Below are 17,124 nucleotides of genomic sequence, written 5' to 3' on the forward strand. Positions count from 1 at the left end.
CGAGACGGAGGAGGTCCGGCGTCGTGGCCGGTGCCGCCGCCGACGCCGTCGACGAGGCGACCTTCGAGTGCTCGAGCCTCTACCCGACGCTGTACGGCTGGTGGGACATCGTCGCGGACGTGTTCGCGCAGCAGCCGCGGGCCCGGGAGCCGCACACGAACCCGCGTGGCAGCGCATGCTGCGCAGCGACGGCTGACCACCGGTGCCGCCGTTTCCGGCGCCGTCCACGACCTCGTCCGACCTGACGGAAAAGGTGATCCACGCTGATGTCCGTTCATCGTTCAACCGCGCTCGCCCGAATGCTGGCGCTGTCGACCGTCTCGGTGCTGGCCGCCGGAGCCGGCCTCGCGACACCCGCCGCCGCGTCGCCGGAGCCGGGCGGTTCCGCGCCCGGCCCGTCGGCGCCCGCGCCGGAGCACGGTTCCGAGCTGGCGATCGTCCCGCTGGACGACCGTCCGGCGAACACGTACTTCCCGGAGATGACCGCCGCGGCGGCCGATGTCGGCACCACGTTCCCGCCGGACGAGGCGATCGGGACGTTCACCACGCCGGGCGACGGCGCCGCCGTCGGCGACTGGCTGCTCGAGCAGGACGACGCGGACGGGTACGTGGTCTCGGTGAGCATGCTCGCCTACGGCGGGCTGATCGCCTCACGCACCGGCACGCTCTCCGAGGAGCAGGCGCGTGAGAACGTGGCCGCCCTGCGCGAACTGCGCGCCCAGAACCCCGGCACCCCGATCTACGTCTACGACACCATCCAGCGCCTGGCCGTCACCTCGCTGGGTGAGGACGCGGTGGACCTCTACGACCTGATCCGGCGCTGGGCCATCCTGGTCGACCGGGTCGAGAACCTGGGCCAGGAGGAATACCGCGCGGAACTCGAGCAGGTCCGTTCGCAGATCCCGGACGACGTCCTCGAGGACTATCTCGCCGCCCGCGCCCGCAACCACGAGATCAACCGGCTGCTGGTCCGCTGGGCCGCCGAGGGCGTCATCGACCACCTGGTGCTGGCCCAGGACGACGCGGCGCCGTACGGGCTGCACCGCGCCGAGCGCGAGCAGCTGGCGGACCTGGTCGAGCAGCTCGGCGCCGGCGACCGGGTGCAGATCTTCCCCGGTGCCGACGAGGTCGACGCGACGCTGATCAGCCGGTTCGTGCTGGAGCAGCGGGACGTGCGCCCGACGGTCAGTGTCGAGTACTCCGGGGTGGACGGCGCCGACTGGACCGCCCCGCTCGAGGACACCACGTTCGACGTGAACATCTCCCGGCACGTCCGGGCCGCCGGCGCGGTCCCGGTCGACGAGGGCGGCGACATCCGACTGATGGTGAACACGCCGTCGGCCGACGGCAGCGACCGCGGGGCCGACCTGGACGCGTTCGTCGACCGGATGGCGTCGTTGCAGGCCGCCGGCGAGGACGTCGTCGTGGTCGACGCGGTCGAGGTGAACCGCGCCGACGCGGCGCTGGTCGAGCGGATGGAGTCCGAGGTGTCGCTGAGCGGGCTGCTCGCCTACTCGGGCTGGAACACCGCCGGCAACTCGCTCGGCATCGCGACCGGGCACGGCTTCGCCCGGTGGGGCCTGCTGCAGCGGCCGGGCGATCGCAGCGTTCCCGCGCTGGCGGAGGCCGCCGGTGCGCACGTGTCGTACCTGCTGCACCGGTACGTGCTCGACGACCGCTGGAAGAACGTCGTCCAGCCCGACGCCTACGAGTTCGCCCGTGACCGCGGGTGGAACGTGTTCGGCCTGACCCCGGAGCAGACCGCGACCATGCAGGACCGGGTCCGCGACGCGCTCGTGCCGCTGACCGAGGCGTTCTACACCGAGCACTTCGCCGGGCGGACGGTGACCGTCGGCCGGCGTGGTGAGCACACGTTCACCGGGGTGATCGACGGCCTGGACGCGGTGGACGTCGCGCTGCCGTGGCCGCGGCTGTTCGAGACGGAGCTGGAGCCGGAGGTCGCGTTGAGCTGGCCCGCGCCCTGACTCCTCATGATCATGGGAGGACGATGCGCCGCACGCTGTCACGGAGCAGCGTGCGGCGCTGCTCGTGCAGGTCCGCCGGTTCCTCGGCGGTGGCGGCGTAGACGTTGCTGACCGGTGACCAGGCCATGGACATGGCGATCACCATGGCCATCAGGTCGAACGGGTCGCCGTCGCGGACGAGCCCCGCCGCCTGCGCGTCGGAGATGGCGCGCAGCTTCGCGTCGTCCATGCGCTCGGCGTCGTCGACGAGGTGCCCGGCCGGGCGCCGTTCCAGCCGGGCCCAGGTGGCCAGCCGGATCAGGTCCGGACGGCGCAGGTACTCGTCGTAGAGGCGCACCGCCCAGTCGGCGAGATCGGTGGCGTCGATCGGGACGACGTTCATGATCCGTTCCAGCGAGCCGAAGAAGATGGCGTCGAACAGCCCTTCCTTGCTGCCGAAGTAGCCGTAGAGCTGGGCCTTGTTGGTGCGAGCCTCGGCCACGATCCGCTCGACGCGCGCTCCGGCGATCCCGTACTCGGCGAACTCCCGGGTCGCCACGTCGAGAATGCGCTGCTTCGTCGCCTCGCCGCGTGAGGTCAGGGGCTTGTCCGCCATGGCTCGAGCCTAACAAACAGACCATTCGGTTTGCTGTTGCGGCGTGCGGGTGCCTAGTGTTGAACAGACCGAACAGTCTGTTTATCTGGAGTGGATATGCGAGCGACGACAGGGTGGCAGGCGGACAGTGCCGGAGCCGGGCTGCGGCGGGCGACGCTCGAACGCCGCGACCTGCGCCCCGACGACGTCGCGGTGCGAGTGGACTACTGCGGCGTCTGCCACAGCGACCTGCACGCCTTGCACACCCTGGCCGACGGTGCGCCGCCGTTGGTGCCGGGGCACGAGTTCACCGGTGTCGTGACCGAGGTCGGGAGTGCGGTCACCCGGTTCACCGCCGGCGACGCGGTCGCCGTCGGCAACATCGTCGACTCCTGCGGCGTGTGCACCATGTGCCGCCAGGGTCAGGAGAACTTCTGCCGCGAGTTCCCGACCCTGACGTACGGAGGCGTCGACCGGCACGACGGTTCCACGACCATGGGCGGGTACTCGCGCGAGTACATCGCCCGCGACCGGTTCGCCCACCCGCTTCCCGCGACGCTCGACCCCGCGGCCGCGGCGCCGCTGCTGTGTGCGGGCGTCACCGTGTGGGAGCCGTTGCGCTCGCTCGGCGTCGGTCCCGGCACGCGGGTGGCGGTGGCCGGGCTGGGCGGTCTCGGGCACCTCGCCGTCAAGATCGCCGTCGCCCTCGGCGCCGAGACCACGGTCGTCAGCCGATCGACGGACAAGGCCGACGACGCGCGTCGCCTCGGCGCTCACGGCCTGGTCGTGTCCACCGACGAACGGCAGATGGCCGACGCCCGGGACGGATTCGACGTCGTCGTCGACACCATCGCGGCCCCGCACGACCTCGGCCGCTACCTGGGGCTGGTCGCCCTGGACGGGACTCTCAGCCACCTCGGGCACCTCGGTCCGGTCACTGTGGAGACCATCGACCTGCTCATCGGGCGCAAGAGCCTCAGTTCCGGCGGCAGCGGCGGCCTCGCCTCGACTGCCGCGATGCTCGACTTCTGCGCCGAGCACGACATCACCGCCGACGTCGAGGTGCTGCCGTCAACGCGGGTGAACGAAGCACTCGACCGTCTCGAGCGCAACGACGTCCGCTACCGCTTCGTCCTGGACATGTCCGACCTGTCGTGACCACCTCGGCGGAACTCGCCGACCGGGAGTATGTCTGACGCCACGGTGCCGGATGAGAGAATCGATCACCGTGCGCAAGACGTGCCGAGTTCGACGACCATGAGCAGCGGTACGCGGCCCGGTCGAGTGGCGACCCCATGGCACCTGTGGGTCGTCGCCGGATTCTTCTTGCTGTTGTACGCCATCGGCGCCTACGACTACGTGCAGGTGCTGCTGGAGAACGACAGCTACTTCGATGCCCAGGGGTACGGGCCGGAGCAGGTCGAGTACTTCACCGACTACCCGCGGCTGCCGTTGTTCTTCTGGACCGCCAACGTGGCGAGCGGCCTGGCCGTCGTCGTGTTGCTGGTCCTGCGGTCACGGTGGGCGGTGCTCGCCGCCGCGACGGCGACCCAGGCACAGGTGTACCTGCAGATCATCACGTTCGGGTTCATGGACCGGTGGAACGTGCTGGGGGTGCGCCTGGCGGTCACCGACATCGTCGTCCTGCTGCTGACCGCCGCCGTGTGGCTGTATGGCCGCCGGATGCGGCGCGCGAACGTGCTCACCTGACGGCATTGACCGGTAGGGGACGGGCTCAGGGCTCGTCGCGGTCCGGGCGCGCCCGGGCGGCCAGCGTCGCGAGCGCGCGCAGGAAGGTGTCGCGCTCGTCGTCCGGCAGGTGAGCCAGCCAGTTCTCGTCCTCGCCGCGCTGGATGTCCCGCTTGGCGGCGTCGCGCAGCCGCTCGCCCGCGGCGGTGAGCCCCAGCAGGCGCGCGCGCCGGTCCTCCGGGTCCGGTTCGCGCTGGATCAGTCCGCGGTCCTGCAGGTCGTCCAGGGTGGCGATGATCCGCGTCTTGTCCGCGCCGATGGCCTGGGCCAGCGCCGCCTGGGTGCGCAACGGGGTCCGGTCCAGCGTGCTGAGCACCGCGTAGGCCCACATGGACAGCCCGTGCCGCTGCAGGATCGGCAGCTCGTCGTTCATGAGCGCCTTGCCGAGCGGGCCGATCATCGCCGCGAGGTCGGCGCGTTCGGTCGGTCGATGGCCGGCGCTGCCGTCTGTCACGTCCACGGATCCTATCGTTGACAATCAATAAGCAGATGCATACGGTAAGCATATGCATAGCGACTTGAACGAACTGGTGAAGATGGACGAGCGCGTGGCCCGGCAGACCGCCGAGGTGGTGGACCAGGTGCGCGCGGGCGACCTCACGCGGTCGACGCCGTGCGCCGACTGGGACCTCGGTGAGCTGCTGGCGCACATGACGGCGCAGCACCACGGCTTCGCGGCGGCAGCCGCCGGGCGGGGCGAGGACCCGGTGGCCTGGCAGCACCCGCAGCTCGGCGACGATCCGGCGGCGACGTATCGCGCGTCCGTCGACGCGGTGGTGGCGGCGTTCGCGGTCGACGGCCTCGACGAGCAGCTGTTCGCGGTGCCCGACTTCGGGCCGGACGTGCGACTGCCGGCCGTGCAGGCCGTCAGCGCGCACCTCGTCGACTACATCGTGCACGGGTGGGACGTGGCCCGGAGCCTGGACGTGCCGTTCGAGCCGGACGCGGACGCCGTGCGCGCCGCGCTCGACGTCGCGGAACAGATCCCGGACGGGCCGGAGCGGCGTGAGCCGGGTTCTCCGTTCGCGCCCGCGGTGCCCGTGTCCGACGGCGCCGCGCCGCTGCGCCGTCTGCTGGCGCTGCTCGGGCGCGACCCCGACGCGTGATCATCGGCACTTTCCTGTCATACAGGCCGGAAAGTGCCGATGATCATGGGGCAAGGCGAGGCTGACGCGGGGACTGTCGCTTTCGGTGCGGGCTGCGAGATGATGCCGCCATGGGTGAATCGTCGGCCGCCGGGTCCCGCGAGCAGGTGGTGTTGCTGGACGAGGACGGCAACGCCGCCGGTGTGGCGGACAAGAGCACGACCCACCACGCGAACACGCCGTTGCACCTGGCGTTCTCGTGCTACGTCTTCGACCGCGACGGACGGTTCCTGCTGACCCGACGCGCGTCGCACAAGCGGACCTGGCCCGGGATCTGGACCAACACCTGCTGCGGCCACCCGGCCCCGCAGGAGTCGATGGCCGACGCCGTGGCGCGTCGGCTGAAGTCCGAGCTCGGCCTCACCGCCACGGAGATCGAGCTGGTGCTACCGAGGTTCCGGTACTCCGCGACGATGGCCGACGGGGTGCGGGAGAACGAGATGTGCCCGGTCTATCGAGCCGAGGTCGACGGGGCGCCGCAGCCGGACCCGGACGAGGTGGACGGCACCACCTGGGTCCCGTGGCCGGAGTTCGCGGCGGCGCCGGGGGACGTGTCGCCGTGGTGCCGGTGGCAGGTCGAGCAGCTGAACGCGCTCGGACCCGATCCGTGGCGGTGGCCGGTGGCGCCGGACGCGGAACTGCCGCCTGCCTGCCGACCCTGACCGGAAGGGCTCACGCCCGTTCGCGACGTCCATGGGCCGGTATCTCGTGCCGTGCCCGACGAGTGTGTGCCGTCCGTGCTGCCGCCGCATCGTTGACGTGATGTCGGAAATGTTCGTTGAAAGGCCTTACGTGCCTGGCGTCGGACCTCTACGGTGAGGGTCGTCCCACAGAGCGTGACGTCCGTCACAGTTGGACGTCACGATGTGACAAGGAGGGCCTCATGAGGGTTCGGGTACCGAGTGGCCACCGGCGCCGGGCGGTGCTGGCAGCGGCTGCGAGCGCAGGGTTGGTCACGGCGACACTGGCGGCAGCGACCGCGCCGGTGTCGGCGGAACCGTCCGGCGAGGGGTGCGAGAACCGCACCAACCAGACGTACCGCAAGCTCCTGGAGTGCGTGACGCTCGACGGCGTCCGTACGCACCTGGAGGAGTTCCAGAAGATCGCCGACAACAACGACGACCCGCACTACCCGGGCACGCGGGCTGCCGGCACGCAGGGCTACGCGGACAGCGTGGACTACGTCGCAGGGCTGCTCGAGGACGCCGGCTACGAGGTGACGCTGGACGAGTTCGAGTTCGAGTTCACCTTCCCGGCGACGTTGCACCAGCTCACACCGGTCGACGCGGACTACGAGACCGGTGCGTACACCGGCTCCGGTTCGGCGGACGTGACCGGTGGCGTCGTCCCCGTCGATCTGGCGCTCGAACCCCCGCGCGAATCGACGAGCGGCTGCGAGGCGAGCGACTTCGCCGGCCTGGACTTCAGCAGCCCCGCCGACATCGCGCTGATCCAGCGCGGCGCGTGCACGTTCGCCACCAAGGCACTGAACGCGGAGGCTGCCGGCGCCGAAGCCGTCGTCATCTTCAACCAAGGCAACACGCCGACCCGGGAAGGGCTGATCGTCGGCACCCTCGGTGACGCGGACGTCAGCGTCCCGGTGGTGGGCGGAAGCTTCGCCAACGGAGTGGCGCTCGCGGAGCAGGGCGCGACCGCGCGCGTGCACGTCCGCCCGACCGAGACCCGTACCGACGTCAACGTCATCGCCGAGCTTCCCGGGCGCAACGACGACAACGTCGTGATGGCCGGTGCCCACCTCGACGCCGTGACCGAGGGTGCTGGGTACAACGACAACGGCACCGGCTCGGCCGCCATCCTCGAGACGGCACTGCAGATGGCGAAGATCAATCCGCACAACACGTTGCGGTTCGCCTGGTGGGGGGCCGAGGAGCTGGGCCTGATCGGATCGACCGCCTACGTGAACGAGTTGTCGCAGGACGAGCTCGACCGGATCGGGCTGTACCTGAACTACGACATGGTCGGCTCGCCCAACTACGTGTTCATGGCCTACGACGCCGACCAGTCCACGTTCGAGGCGCCGGTGCCGGTCCCGCCGGGTTCGCCGGCCATCGAGGACGTGTACGAGCGCTACTACACCTGGACCGGCGAGCCGTACGACGACGCCGAGTTCTCCGGACGCAGCGACTACCAGGCGTTCATCGAGAACGGCATCCCGTCCGGCGGGCTGTTCACCGGCGCCGAGGTGGTCAAGACGCCGGAGCAGCAGGCGATCTGGGGCGGCACGGCCGGCGAGCAGTTCGACCAGTGCTACCACGAGGCGTGCGACACGATCGGCAACATCGACCCGCACGCGCTGGAGGTGAACAGCGACCTGATCGCGTTCGCGCAGCTGACGTTCGCCTACTCGACCGAGTCGGTGAACGGGGTGCCGGGCGCCCAGGTGCCGGGGCGTCTCGCCGGGTTCCCGGACGAGCCTGCCGGCCCGGAGGGAACGTTCGGCTCCACCGGCGGCGGCGCCGAGCTCGACCACGGCGGCGCCGACTCGTAGGCACCACTCTCAGCTGAGGACGATCACGGGACAACCGGCCTTCCCGCCCCATCGGAGGGCCGGTTGTCCCATGATCAACGCTGGGCGTCCGGACGTTCGAACTCCGTCCCCGGGTCAGGCGGTGCCGGTCGCGAAACGACCCCGCCTCGGTTGTTGATTACCGGCGACGGACTTGGCAAGGTGCAGATCAAATGCCCGGGGCTGGGCCGGGCGCCGACCGTTCGGAGCCCGCGATGGAAGCCATCGAACCTGCATACGGCACTACCACCCTGTTGCTGATCGCCGCGGCGGCTGTCGCCGTCCTGCTCTTCTTGATCATCAAGGTGAAGCTGCACGCCTTCGTGGCGCTGGTGCTCGTGAGCGTGCTGACGGCGTTGGCTGCCGGCATCCCGGTCGGAGACGTTCCCGACGCGCTCACCTTCGGTTTCGCCGACACGATCGGCTCGGTTGCCCTGCTCGTCGGTTTCGGGGTCATGATCGGCCGGCTCCTCGAGATCACCGGTGGCGCCCAGGTGCTGGCCGACACTCTCATCGCCAGGTTCGGAGAGAAGCGGGCTCCGTTGGCGCTGGGCGTCGCGGCCTTGCTCTTCGGGTTCCCGATCTTCTTCGACGCCGGCCTCGTCGTGTTCCTGCCCATCGTCTTCACGGTCGCGCGGCGGTTCGGCGGGTCGCTCCTGCTGTACGGGCTACCGACCGCCGGAGCGTTCGCCGCCATGCACGCGCTGGTGCCGCCGCACCCCGGACCCGTCGCGGCCGCCGAGGCGCTCGAGGGCGACATCGGGCTCACGCTGCTGGTCGGCGTGCCCGTCGCGGTCGTGTCGTGGTACGTGGGCGTCATGCTCGTCTCCCGGGTCCTGGGACGCCGGGTGTACGTGGACATTCCCGATGTGCTGTTCGGGCGCGTGGACGAGGAGAACGACGAGACCGAAGGCGGCGGCACCGGCGTCCGGACCCGCACAGCACCAGCGTTCACGACCGTGCTCGGTGTGCTGCTTCTCCCCTTCGTGCTGATCTCCTTCGACACCGTGTTCGCCACCCTGACGACCGCCGGCGTGATCGAGGAGGGTGCCACGTGGGCCGAGTCGCTCATGTTGCTCGGGAACACCACGGTCGCGCTGCTCATCACCGTCCTCGTCGCCATCGTCGTCCTGGGCCGGCGCGACCGGTCGATGGCCGACATCAGCACGATCTTCGACCGGGCCCTCGGCCCCATCTGTTCGATCATCCTGATCACCGGTGCCGGAGGCATGTTCGGAGGCGTGCTGGAGCTCAGTGGTATCGGGGAGGCGCTGAGCAACTCGCTCTCGGACCTGGGCATGTCGCTGATCCTGCAGGCGTTCGTCATCGCCGCGGTGCTTCGCGTCGCGCAGGGCTCGGCCACCGTCGCCTTGACCACCGCCGCGGGCCTGCTCGGCCCGGCCGCCGCCGCGGCGGACCTCGGGAGTTTCCAGATCTCCCTGCTGGTGATGGCGATCGCCGCCGGCGCGACCGTGCTCTCACACGTCAACGATTCGGGTTTCTGGCTGGTCAGCCGATTCTTCGGCATGGACGTGAAGACCACGCTCATGACCTGGACGGTCATGGAGACGACGCTCGGCCTCACGGCTTTCGGCCTCAGCGCGGCGTTGTGGGCCGTGGCCTGACCTGGCTCGTGGCCTGACCTGGCTGGTGCCGGGCGCCGCCTCGCGGGGGCGCGGTCACAGGCCGATCCGGCGCCCCTCCGCGGCCGACCGGCGCACGGCGTCGGTGAACTCCATGTAGCGCACGGCCGTGGGCACGTCGGTGAGCCGGACCTGCTCCGTGCCGCGGACGGCTCCGACGAACTCGGCTTCGACCCGCCATTCGCCGTGCTCGTCGGGCCGCGGTGTCACCACCTGCTCGTCCTGCCCTTCGCGCCGCAGGAGCAGTTGCTGCCGGTCGAGGTCGACGACGAGTGTGCCCTCGGCGCCGAACAGATGGACGGTGTTCGAGCCGCCGAAACGGGCGTGCGGGCTCAGGTCCATGGTGAGCCGGGCGTGACCAGGCAGCTCCGCGATCACCGAGAGCAGATCCGGGACGTCCGCGGGGCCGCCGTCGGTGACCGGGTCGACGATCGCTTCGCTGGCCTGCACCGAGAGCGCGTGTCCCACCCAGCGGGCGAGCTGCTCGTACATGATGCCCAGCGTCAGGACGTTGCTTCCGCTGCGGCGCCGGTCGCGGCGCCAGGCCGGGCCGGGCCGCAGCGGTCCGTCGCCGCCGCCGGAGAACACCCGGACCAGGCGCAGCGCTCCGATCTCCCCGTCCGCGAGCAGCCGCCGGATGCACTGGTCCGCCCACAGCGTGAACGGGGCCGGGGCGACCATGGTGGCGAGGTCGGGCCGCGCTGCGGCCGCCGCGGCGATGGCCCGTGCCTCGGTGGCGTCGCGGGCGATCCGCGCCTGCAGCAGGACGTGCTTGCCGGCCTCGAGGGCGGCGATCGTCACCGGGGCGTGCTGGTCGGGCCAGGTGCCGACCAGCACCGCATCGAGCTCCGGGTCGAGGACGAGGTCGCGCCACGTGTCGCGCACCCTGGGAATGCCGAGCTCGGCCGCGGCGCGTTCGCCCGACGCCCGAGTGCTGTTCGCCACGGCGTCGACGCTCACGCCGTCGATCGCGGCGAAGTTGGGCAGGTGCCGCGACCGCACGATGCCGCCGGCCCCGACGATCCCGATGCGGAGTGCGTGATCAGTCATTCTCTCCCTCTCTCCGTGCTGACCTGTGGCGTTGACCTCAGCCCGATGGCATCGGGCGCCGCTGGCGCGGCCACGAACGGAGCTGTCACCATGCCACACCCGACGTTCGACAACCGCAGTGTCCGGAACCGTGCCGGCGCCGTCCGGTGACTGGCGGAGCGGCTCGCGACCCGGCACGGATGGTCATCCGCCCCGATGTGCATCCGATTGCACCGCGTGTGCGAGCCTTGTCGCCAGCAGCGGGTGCGCCGGCCTCGCCCGCGAGACCGGGCGCGGGCTGTGTTTGCGGCCACCCCCAGGTCGCGCGCTGCGGCACTACGAACGCTCAGGAGTCTGGTCATGAATCGGGCGACCATCTACTCGATCGCGCAGGAACTCGGCATCTCGGCGTCGACGGTCTCGCGCGCGTTCACCCGCCCCGACCTGGTCCGGGAGTCGGTTCGCGAGCAGGTCCTGCAGACGGCCCGGCGGCTGGGTTACCAGCCGAACCGCTCCGCGCGCGGCCTGGCCACGGGGCGCACCGGGCTGGTCGGTGTGTTGGTGCCGGACATCACCAACCCGTTCTTCCCGCCGCTGGTCCGGGCCATCGAACAGCAGGCCGCGACGCACGACTCCGACGTGCTGCTGGTGGACTCCGGTGTCAACGGGACCGCCGAGTCGGTGCTGATCGGCCGGCTGCTGTCGCAGGTCGACGGGTTGATCCTCGCGTCGCCGCGAGCGCGCAGCGCCACGTTGAAGCAGGCCATCGCGGGCACGCCCACGGTCGTGGTGAACCGGGCGGTGCAGGGGCTGCCGACGGTCGTGTGCGACAACACCGCCGCGCTGCAACAGGCCGGGCAGCACCTGGTCGACGCCGGCCATCGGAGGGTCGCCCTGTTGTGCGGACCAGCCAGCGCGTGGGCCGCGAACCGCCGGGCGCGTGCCGTGCGGACCTGGGCGAGCGGCGCGGACGTCGAACTCGTCGAGTTCGGACCGCTCGAGGCCCAGTTCGAGGACGGGCAGCGGGCGGCCGAGGACGTCGTCGCGTCGGGTGCCACCGCCGTACTGGCCTTCGACGATCTGATGGCCTGTGGCGTCCTGGCCGGGCTGGCCGAGCTCGGACGGTCGGTCCCGGGCGAGCTGAGCGTGGTCGGCTGCGACGACGTCCTGCTGGCACGGACGCTGACGCCTCAGCTCACCACGGTCACCGCCCCCATCGAGGAGCTGGGACGCCGTGCGGTGGAGGTCCTCGGCAAGGTCGTCGACGGGGAGCCGGTCGCGAATGTGTCGCTGACCGGAACGCTGACGCTGCGCGGAACCACCGCGCCGGCCCTTTGACCGGGATGTCGGAGCACGCTAGATTGTGACTGCAACCGATTGCACATCCGGTGCTGCCGAAGGACGGATGGTCGTGAGGAACGAGCGCGCGCGGGCCGGCGCGACGACGGTGTCCCCGACGGCCGGGGAGGCCGCCGCCTCTGCCGCGACGGCGGCGGCCGAGGTGATCGTCACGGCGGTGGCCGAGCGCGGCAGCGCGACCGTCGTCTTCGCGAGTGCGCCGTCCCAGGAGCTCATGCTGGCCGCCTTGGGCGCCGACCCACGTGTCGACTGGACGCGGGTGCGCTCCCTGCACATGGACGAGTACCTCGGCCTGGACCACGACCATCCCCAGGCGTTCGGGCAGTGGCTGCGGGACCGGTTGCCGGCCGAGGCGTTGCCCGGGCTGCACCGCATCCGTGCCGACGGCGACCCCGAGGCCGAGGCGCGACGCTACGCGGAGCTGGTCGCCGCCGGGAATGTCGACCTCGTGTGCCTGGGGATGGGCGTCAACGGGCACATCGCCTTCAACGAGCCGGGGATCGCCCGATTCGACGACGACGCCCTGGCGCGGGTCGTGGAGCTCGCGGAGGTCTCCCGGATCCAGCAGGCGGACGAAGGGCTGTTCCCGTCCGCCGACGACGTGCCGACGCACGCCATCACCCTCACGGTGCCCGCTCTGCTGGGGGCGCGGACGCTGGTGGCGACCGTGCTCGGTGCGCAGAAGGCCCGTGCCGTCGCGGATGCGCTCGAGGGGCCGGTCACGCCGGAATGTCCCGCGAGCGCACTGCGGACCCACGCCGACGTGTCGGTGCACCTGGACGACGGCGCGGCGACGATGCTGACGGCGTCGTCCGGTGAGCTGCAGTGACACCGGAGGGGAAGCCCGTGCGCACGAGCGGAACCGTCACCATCCCCGGGCTGGTGGACCTGCAGGTCAACGGATACGGCGGCCTCGACGTCAACGCCACGGACGTGGACGCCGAGACGATCATCGAGCTCACCCGCGCGATGTGGCGACAGGGTGTCACGACGTTCCTCCCGACGGTGATCACTGCTGCCGAACCGGCGGTGACCCGGGCGCTGCGCGCCGTCCGGGAGGCGCGGTCGGGTGACCCGCTGGTGGCGCACACGATCGCCGGCGTGCACGTCGAGGGCCCGGCGGTGAACACCGACGACGGTCCTCGGGGTGCGCACGACGCGAGGTTCGTGCGCCCGCCCAGCCTGGCCGAGCTGGACCGGTGGCAGGACGCCGCGGACGGCCTCGTGCGCGTCGTCACCCTCGCGCCGGAGACCGACGGCGCGCTGGAGTACGTCGCCGGCGCCGCCGAGCGAGGAGTGCTGATCTCGCTCGGGCACTGCGCACCGGAGCCGGACCAGGTCCGTGCCGCGGCCCGTGTCGGGGCCACACTGAGCACGCACCTGGGAAACGGGACCCACGGCATGTTGCCTCGACACCCGAACCACGTCTGGGCCCAGCTCGCCGAGGACGCGCTGACGGCGATGTTCATCGCCGACGGCCACCACCTGCCGGCGGACACGCTCACGGCCATGGTCCGGGCCAAGTCGCCCGAGCGTAGCGTCCTCACCTCGGACGCCGCCGCCCTGGCCGGATGCCCGCCCGGCGAGTACCGCACCCCCGTCGGCGGCAGCGTCACCGTGCGCGCCGACGGACGGCTCGGTCTCACCGGGACCGACCTGCTGGCCGGGGCGGGCGCGTCGCTGCTGGCCTGCCTCGACTGGGCGTGGGAACGGCTGCCGTTCGATCCGGCGACGACGCTGGCGATGGCCACCGTCAACCCCGCCCGCGTGCTCGGCGTCGGCGAGCGGGCACGAGCCGCGGCGGACGGGGGCGACGTAACGGTCCTGGATCGCGCCGACGGGGTGAGCCGCGTCGTGGCCACCCGGCTCGGCGACACCGAGGTCTACGTCGCCTGACCCGGCTGGGGCCGGCTCACCGCGTGGTCCGGCGGGCACGGGTGTTGTACTCGCGCGCGACGTCGAGCCAGAAGGACAGGTCGTCGTCGGTGGCGAGTGCGTCCGGGACGACGTGGATCCAGCCCGGTCCCATGGACCGGCCGGTGCCCATCTCCGCCTGTGTGGCCCCGGCGAGCGCGAGCAGCTCGTCGTGGCGTGCCGGATCGATGCGGACCAGCAGGACGTCGTCGCGGCCCACGGCGACGAGTATCTTCTCGTCGACCATGAAGGACAGGCCGCCGAACATCGACACCTCGCGCGTCGACGGTTCGCCGCTCAGCGCCGCCCGGACCCGGCCGGTGAGCGCGGTGGGTGTGCTCGTCACGGTGCAATCCCCGTCCCTACGGGCTCGGCGGGGCGTAAGACAGCCGGTCGAAGACCAGCACGCTCTCGGTGATGATGCCGTCGCGCACGGTGAAGTACTCGGCGGCCACCGCGGTGCGGGTCGCGGCCGTCTGCGGGTAGTAGAAAAGCGCCACGTGGTCGCCGTCGGCGAAGCTCGCGATGTCGGTCAGCCCGGTCAGGTTTGGCACGAAACCCGCCAGATACCGCCGGTAGGCGTCCTTGCCGGTCAGTTCTTCGCCTGGCGCGTGGCAAACGAAGTCGTCGGCGAGTTTCGTCATGGCCCGGTCGATGTCGCCGCCGGTCCAGGTCCGGTGATAGTCCAGGACGGTGTCGAGAGCGGTGGCTTGGGACGTGCTGGTCACGATGTGCTCCTTCGTGCTGGTCGGTGCGCGATGCTCCGGTCGTCGACGGGAACCCAGTCGTCGTCGCCGGCGTCGCCACCGGACGCGACGACACCCAGCCTGCTGAGGAAGTGCTGCCAGCCGTCGGCGTGACCGTCCAGCTGGTCGTCCGGCAGGCCGGAGTGGGTGAGCTCGACGCGGGTTCCGTGTGTGGTGGGGGTGAGGGTGAACGCGACCCGGGAGGCACCCGGCGGCAGGTCAGGGCTGCCGGCCACGCCCCAGGTCACGACCACCCGGTGTGGCCGGTCCACTTCCAGGTAGCGGCCCCGGATGGCGTAGCCGGCGATGTCGACCGCGAACCCGCCGTCCGGACGCGCGTCCAGCTCGGCGTGCTGGCCCATCCACGCCGTCATGCCGGCGTCCGTGACGAGGTGGTCGAAGACCGCCTCGGGGGCCGCGTCGATCTCGATCGACGTCGTGTACTCAGCCATCGGCGCCGTTCTCCCGCGACTCGACGGCTGCCTTGAGAGCGGAGAGCTTCGCCGGCCAGAAGTCGTCGAGGTAGGTCCGGACGGCGGCCAGCCCGTCGGTGTCGACAGCGAACAGGTGGCGGGTGCCGGCCTTGGTGGCGCTGGCGAGCCCGGCTGTGCGCAGCACCCCGAGATGGTGCGACGTGGTCTGCTGGGACAGTCCGAGCTGGTCGGCGATCTGCCCGACCGGCCGCGGCCCGGAGCGGACCACCGTCAGGATGGCCCGCCGGTTTGCGTCGGCCAGTGCGCGGAACGCGAGGTCGAGATCGGGTGCGGGCTCGGCGGTCATGACACTCCTCGGGGACGGGTGTCCGCAGACTAGCACAAATATTCATTTGTATATTTGTCCTTCATGATCATCGGCATTTTCCCGCCGTATGAGCGGTCAAGTGCCGATGATCATGGGACGTCACTCGTCGTCGACGGTGACGTCGACGGTGAAGGTGGACCCCCACGGCAGCCGGGCGTCGCGGACACGGAGACCGTCCAGCGCGTTCACCGTCCGTGCCCAGCGGTCGAGGTCACGGGTGATGCGCTCGTGCACCGCGGGAAGCTCCTCCGGCGGAGGGTCGGTCAGCCCGCGGCGGCGGGCCTCGTCCTGCACGGCGGCGCGGACCACCGGCAGGTAGTGCCCGTCCTCGACGATCCTGCGGGCCAGGAAGCCGCGCCGGGCCCGTGCGGCCGCCGCCGAGGTGCCCAGCATCGGCGTGACGGCCGCCGCGAGCGTCGTGCCGATGGTGTTGCCGGCGGTGTTCCAGCCGCCGTAGGCGACCAGCGCGCCCAGGGCGCCGGCCTCGTCCAGCGCCGTGATCAGCGTCGGGTCCGAGCCGTTGGCGTAGCGCACGTCGGCCACAGCCACCCGCCGGTCCCGGGACAGGTGCTCGCGGACCTCGTCGACGACGGCGCGGCTCGCGGCGGTCGAGTCCTGACGGGGCGGGTCCATCACCCAGTCGCCCGGCTCGCGTGCGGGAGCGTGCAGCACGACGACGACGTCCGCGTCGCCCGGTTCCGGCACCTGTTCGGCGCCGAGCGCGCGCACCTGGTTCGCCAGGCCGGCGCCGACGGGGCGGTCCTCGTACGGGGCGATCCGCTCGAGCCCGCTCGGGTCGGGGCAGCGCACGGCGATCCGGGGTCGGACGCCGGCAGCCGCGGCGGCCACCCGGGCCACGAGGGCGCTGGGCACCTCGTCCGCGCCGGGATAGGTCAGCACGTCCACGCCGAGCCGGTCGATCCAGGTCGCGAGCGCCCGGCGGTCGGCGGCGGGCAGGCCGCGCGGCGCCGTGTCGTCGGAAGTGACGACCAGCGTGTCGACGACCCCGTCCGCGGCGAGTTCGAGGGCGGCGAGGTTCACGGCGTGGTTGCGCAGCCGCCGGCGGGCCGTGTCGGCCACGTACTCGTCGGGGACCGCGGCCCGGGCGGCCGCGACGGTGTCGTCGTCGGTCTCGCCGAGCGTGCGCTCGTCCCAGGCGGTGGAGAGCCGGGCGAGCCGCTCGCCGTGGGTGGTCCAGTACTCCGGCTCCTGACGTGACCGGCCGGGGTTGTCGTAGTGCGGCAGCCGGGTCACCACCTGGTACGCGGTCACCGGGACCGGTAGGTCGCCGAGCACGCCCAGTCGGGCGACGACGGCGCTGGTGGTGTCGGTGGTGAGCCGGGACGGGACGAGCCCGCCGTGGGCGAGTAGATCCAGCGAGACCACGGCGTGGTCGACCTCGGGGCCGACGGCGCGCAGCCAGGACGCCAGCGCGCCGGTGTCGGCCGGGGTGCGAAAGTCCGGCATGGCCTCCGGCGGCGGCACGAGCACCTCGGCGTCCGAGCACGCCCCGATCGTGCGGGCGTAACCGCCAGTGTTGGGGCGTTCGTCGGGGCGGGAGCAGGGCGATGCGCATCGGTCTCCTCACGTGTGCAACCGCTTGCAGTACCGGTGGGTCCATACTACGGTGCCGGATGTCGCCGCCGGGCCGG

The 17,124-nt window shown here is 71.5% G+C and carries 18 protein-coding genes and 1 pseudogene; 11 read left to right on the plus strand and 8 right to left on the minus strand.

The features are described from left to right. Positions 1-23 precede the first annotated feature (23 nt). Together CLV30_RS19220 and CLV30_RS19225 are read left to right on the plus strand one after the other, a co-directional pair. The gene (locus tag CLV30_RS19220) at positions 24-245 is read left to right on the plus strand and encodes a hypothetical protein (RefSeq protein WP_106538849.1); all 222 of its coding nucleotides are present in this window, start codon (positions 24-26) and stop codon (positions 243-245) included. Between the two features lie 21 nt (positions 246-266). Beyond that, a complete protein-coding gene (locus CLV30_RS19225; protein ID WP_106538850.1) occupies positions 267-1,985 on the plus strand; it encodes a DUF4127 family protein in 1,719 nt (572 codons plus the stop codon). Between the two features lie 10 nt (positions 1,986-1,995). On the opposite strand, the gene CLV30_RS19230 is transcribed toward CLV30_RS19225, so the two are convergent. Then, a complete protein-coding gene (locus CLV30_RS19230) occupies positions 1,996-2,580 on the minus strand; it encodes a TetR/AcrR family transcriptional regulator (protein ID WP_106538851.1) in 585 nt (194 codons plus the stop codon). Positions 2,581-2,676: 96 nt separating this feature from the next. Here CLV30_RS19230 and CLV30_RS19235 point away from each other — a divergent pair, with 96 nt between their 5' ends. Then, complete coding sequence (locus tag CLV30_RS19235; RefSeq protein ID WP_106538852.1) at positions 2,677-3,717, plus strand: NAD(P)-dependent alcohol dehydrogenase; 1,041 nt, start codon at positions 2,677-2,679, stop codon at positions 3,715-3,717. A gap of 81 nt (positions 3,718-3,798) precedes the next feature. Further along, positions 3,799-4,269: a hypothetical protein gene (locus CLV30_RS19240; RefSeq protein ID WP_129711033.1), complete on the plus strand. Its 471-nt coding sequence runs from the start codon at positions 3,799-3,801 to the stop codon at positions 4,267-4,269. A gap of 25 nt (positions 4,270-4,294) precedes the next feature. Here CLV30_RS19240 and CLV30_RS19245 read toward each other — a convergent pair whose 3' ends face one another. Further along, the gene (locus CLV30_RS19245; RefSeq protein WP_106538887.1) at positions 4,295-4,708 is read right to left on the minus strand and encodes a MarR family winged helix-turn-helix transcriptional regulator; all 414 of its coding nucleotides are present in this window, start codon (positions 4,706-4,708) and stop codon (positions 4,295-4,297) included. A gap of 106 nt (positions 4,709-4,814) precedes the next feature. Between CLV30_RS19245 and CLV30_RS19250 the strand changes: the two genes are divergently transcribed. From CLV30_RS19250 to CLV30_RS19265, 4 genes are all read left to right on the plus strand, one after another. Continuing rightward, complete coding sequence (locus tag CLV30_RS19250) at positions 4,815-5,414, plus strand: TIGR03086 family metal-binding protein (RefSeq protein ID WP_106538854.1); 600 nt, start codon at positions 4,815-4,817, stop codon at positions 5,412-5,414. Between the two features lie 110 nt (positions 5,415-5,524). Next, positions 5,525-6,115, plus strand: a complete 591-nt coding sequence (gene idi, locus CLV30_RS19255) for an isopentenyl-diphosphate Delta-isomerase (RefSeq protein WP_106538855.1) — start codon at positions 5,525-5,527, stop codon at positions 6,113-6,115. 221 nt (positions 6,116-6,336) lie between these two features. After that, the gene (locus CLV30_RS19260) at positions 6,337-7,962 is read left to right on the plus strand and encodes a M28 family peptidase (protein ID WP_106538856.1); all 1,626 of its coding nucleotides are present in this window, start codon (positions 6,337-6,339) and stop codon (positions 7,960-7,962) included. A 233-nt stretch (positions 7,963-8,195) separates the two neighbouring features. Further along, positions 8,196-9,605, plus strand: a complete 1,410-nt coding sequence (locus CLV30_RS19265) for a GntP family permease (protein WP_106538857.1) — start codon at positions 8,196-8,198, stop codon at positions 9,603-9,605. A 54-nt stretch (positions 9,606-9,659) separates the two neighbouring features. Here CLV30_RS19265 and CLV30_RS19270 read toward each other — a convergent pair whose 3' ends face one another. Continuing rightward, the gene (locus CLV30_RS19270) at positions 9,660-10,673 is read right to left on the minus strand and encodes a Gfo/Idh/MocA family protein (protein WP_106538858.1); all 1,014 of its coding nucleotides are present in this window, start codon (positions 10,671-10,673) and stop codon (positions 9,660-9,662) included. Positions 10,674-11,012: 339 nt separating this feature from the next. On the opposite strand from CLV30_RS19270, the gene CLV30_RS19275 reads away from it, so the two are divergent. The 3 genes from CLV30_RS19275 to CLV30_RS19285 all read left to right on the plus strand — a co-directional run bounded on the left by CLV30_RS19275 (position 11,013) and on the right by CLV30_RS19285 (position 13,907). Next, positions 11,013-11,990 (plus strand): LacI family DNA-binding transcriptional regulator, encoded by a 978-nt coding sequence (locus tag CLV30_RS19275; protein ID WP_165358646.1) that lies wholly within the window; start codon positions 11,013-11,015, stop codon positions 11,988-11,990. A gap of 73 nt (positions 11,991-12,063) precedes the next feature. Next, positions 12,064-12,840: a 6-phosphogluconolactonase gene (locus tag CLV30_RS19280; protein ID WP_205740894.1), complete on the plus strand. Its 777-nt coding sequence runs from the start codon at positions 12,064-12,066 to the stop codon at positions 12,838-12,840. A 17-nt stretch (positions 12,841-12,857) separates the two neighbouring features. Beyond that, a complete protein-coding gene (locus CLV30_RS19285; RefSeq protein ID WP_106538888.1) occupies positions 12,858-13,907 on the plus strand; it encodes an N-acetylglucosamine-6-phosphate deacetylase in 1,050 nt (349 codons plus the stop codon). Between the two features lie 16 nt (positions 13,908-13,923). On the opposite strand, the gene CLV30_RS19290 is transcribed toward CLV30_RS19285, so the two are convergent. The 5 genes and pseudogenes from CLV30_RS19290 to CLV30_RS19310 all read right to left on the minus strand — a co-directional run. After that, complete coding sequence (locus tag CLV30_RS19290) at positions 13,924-14,271, minus strand: TfoX/Sxy family protein (RefSeq protein WP_205740895.1); 348 nt, start codon at positions 14,269-14,271, stop codon at positions 13,924-13,926. Between the two features lie 16 nt (positions 14,272-14,287). Further along, a complete protein-coding gene (locus CLV30_RS19295) occupies positions 14,288-14,653 on the minus strand; it encodes a nuclear transport factor 2 family protein (protein WP_106538861.1) in 366 nt (121 codons plus the stop codon). Continuing rightward, complete coding sequence (locus CLV30_RS19300) at positions 14,650-15,123, minus strand: SRPBCC family protein (protein ID WP_106538862.1); 474 nt, start codon at positions 15,121-15,123, stop codon at positions 14,650-14,652. The genes CLV30_RS19295 and CLV30_RS19300 overlap by 4 nt, the downstream gene beginning before the upstream one ends. Next, the gene (locus tag CLV30_RS19305) at positions 15,116-15,451 is read right to left on the minus strand and encodes an ArsR/SmtB family transcription factor (RefSeq protein ID WP_106538863.1); all 336 of its coding nucleotides are present in this window, start codon (positions 15,449-15,451) and stop codon (positions 15,116-15,118) included. Before CLV30_RS19305 ends, CLV30_RS19300 begins: the two co-directional genes overlap by 8 nt. Before the next feature lie 120 nt (positions 15,452-15,571). Next, positions 15,572-17,011: pseudogene (locus CLV30_RS19310) on the minus strand (DUF4127 family protein); the annotation flags it as partial. Positions 17,012-17,124 lie beyond the last annotated feature (113 nt).

The sequence above is a fragment of the Haloactinopolyspora alba genome, from assembly GCF_003014555.1.
In the GTDB taxonomy this organism is placed as follows: domain Bacteria; phylum Actinomycetota; class Actinomycetes; order Jiangellales; family Jiangellaceae; genus Haloactinopolyspora; species Haloactinopolyspora alba.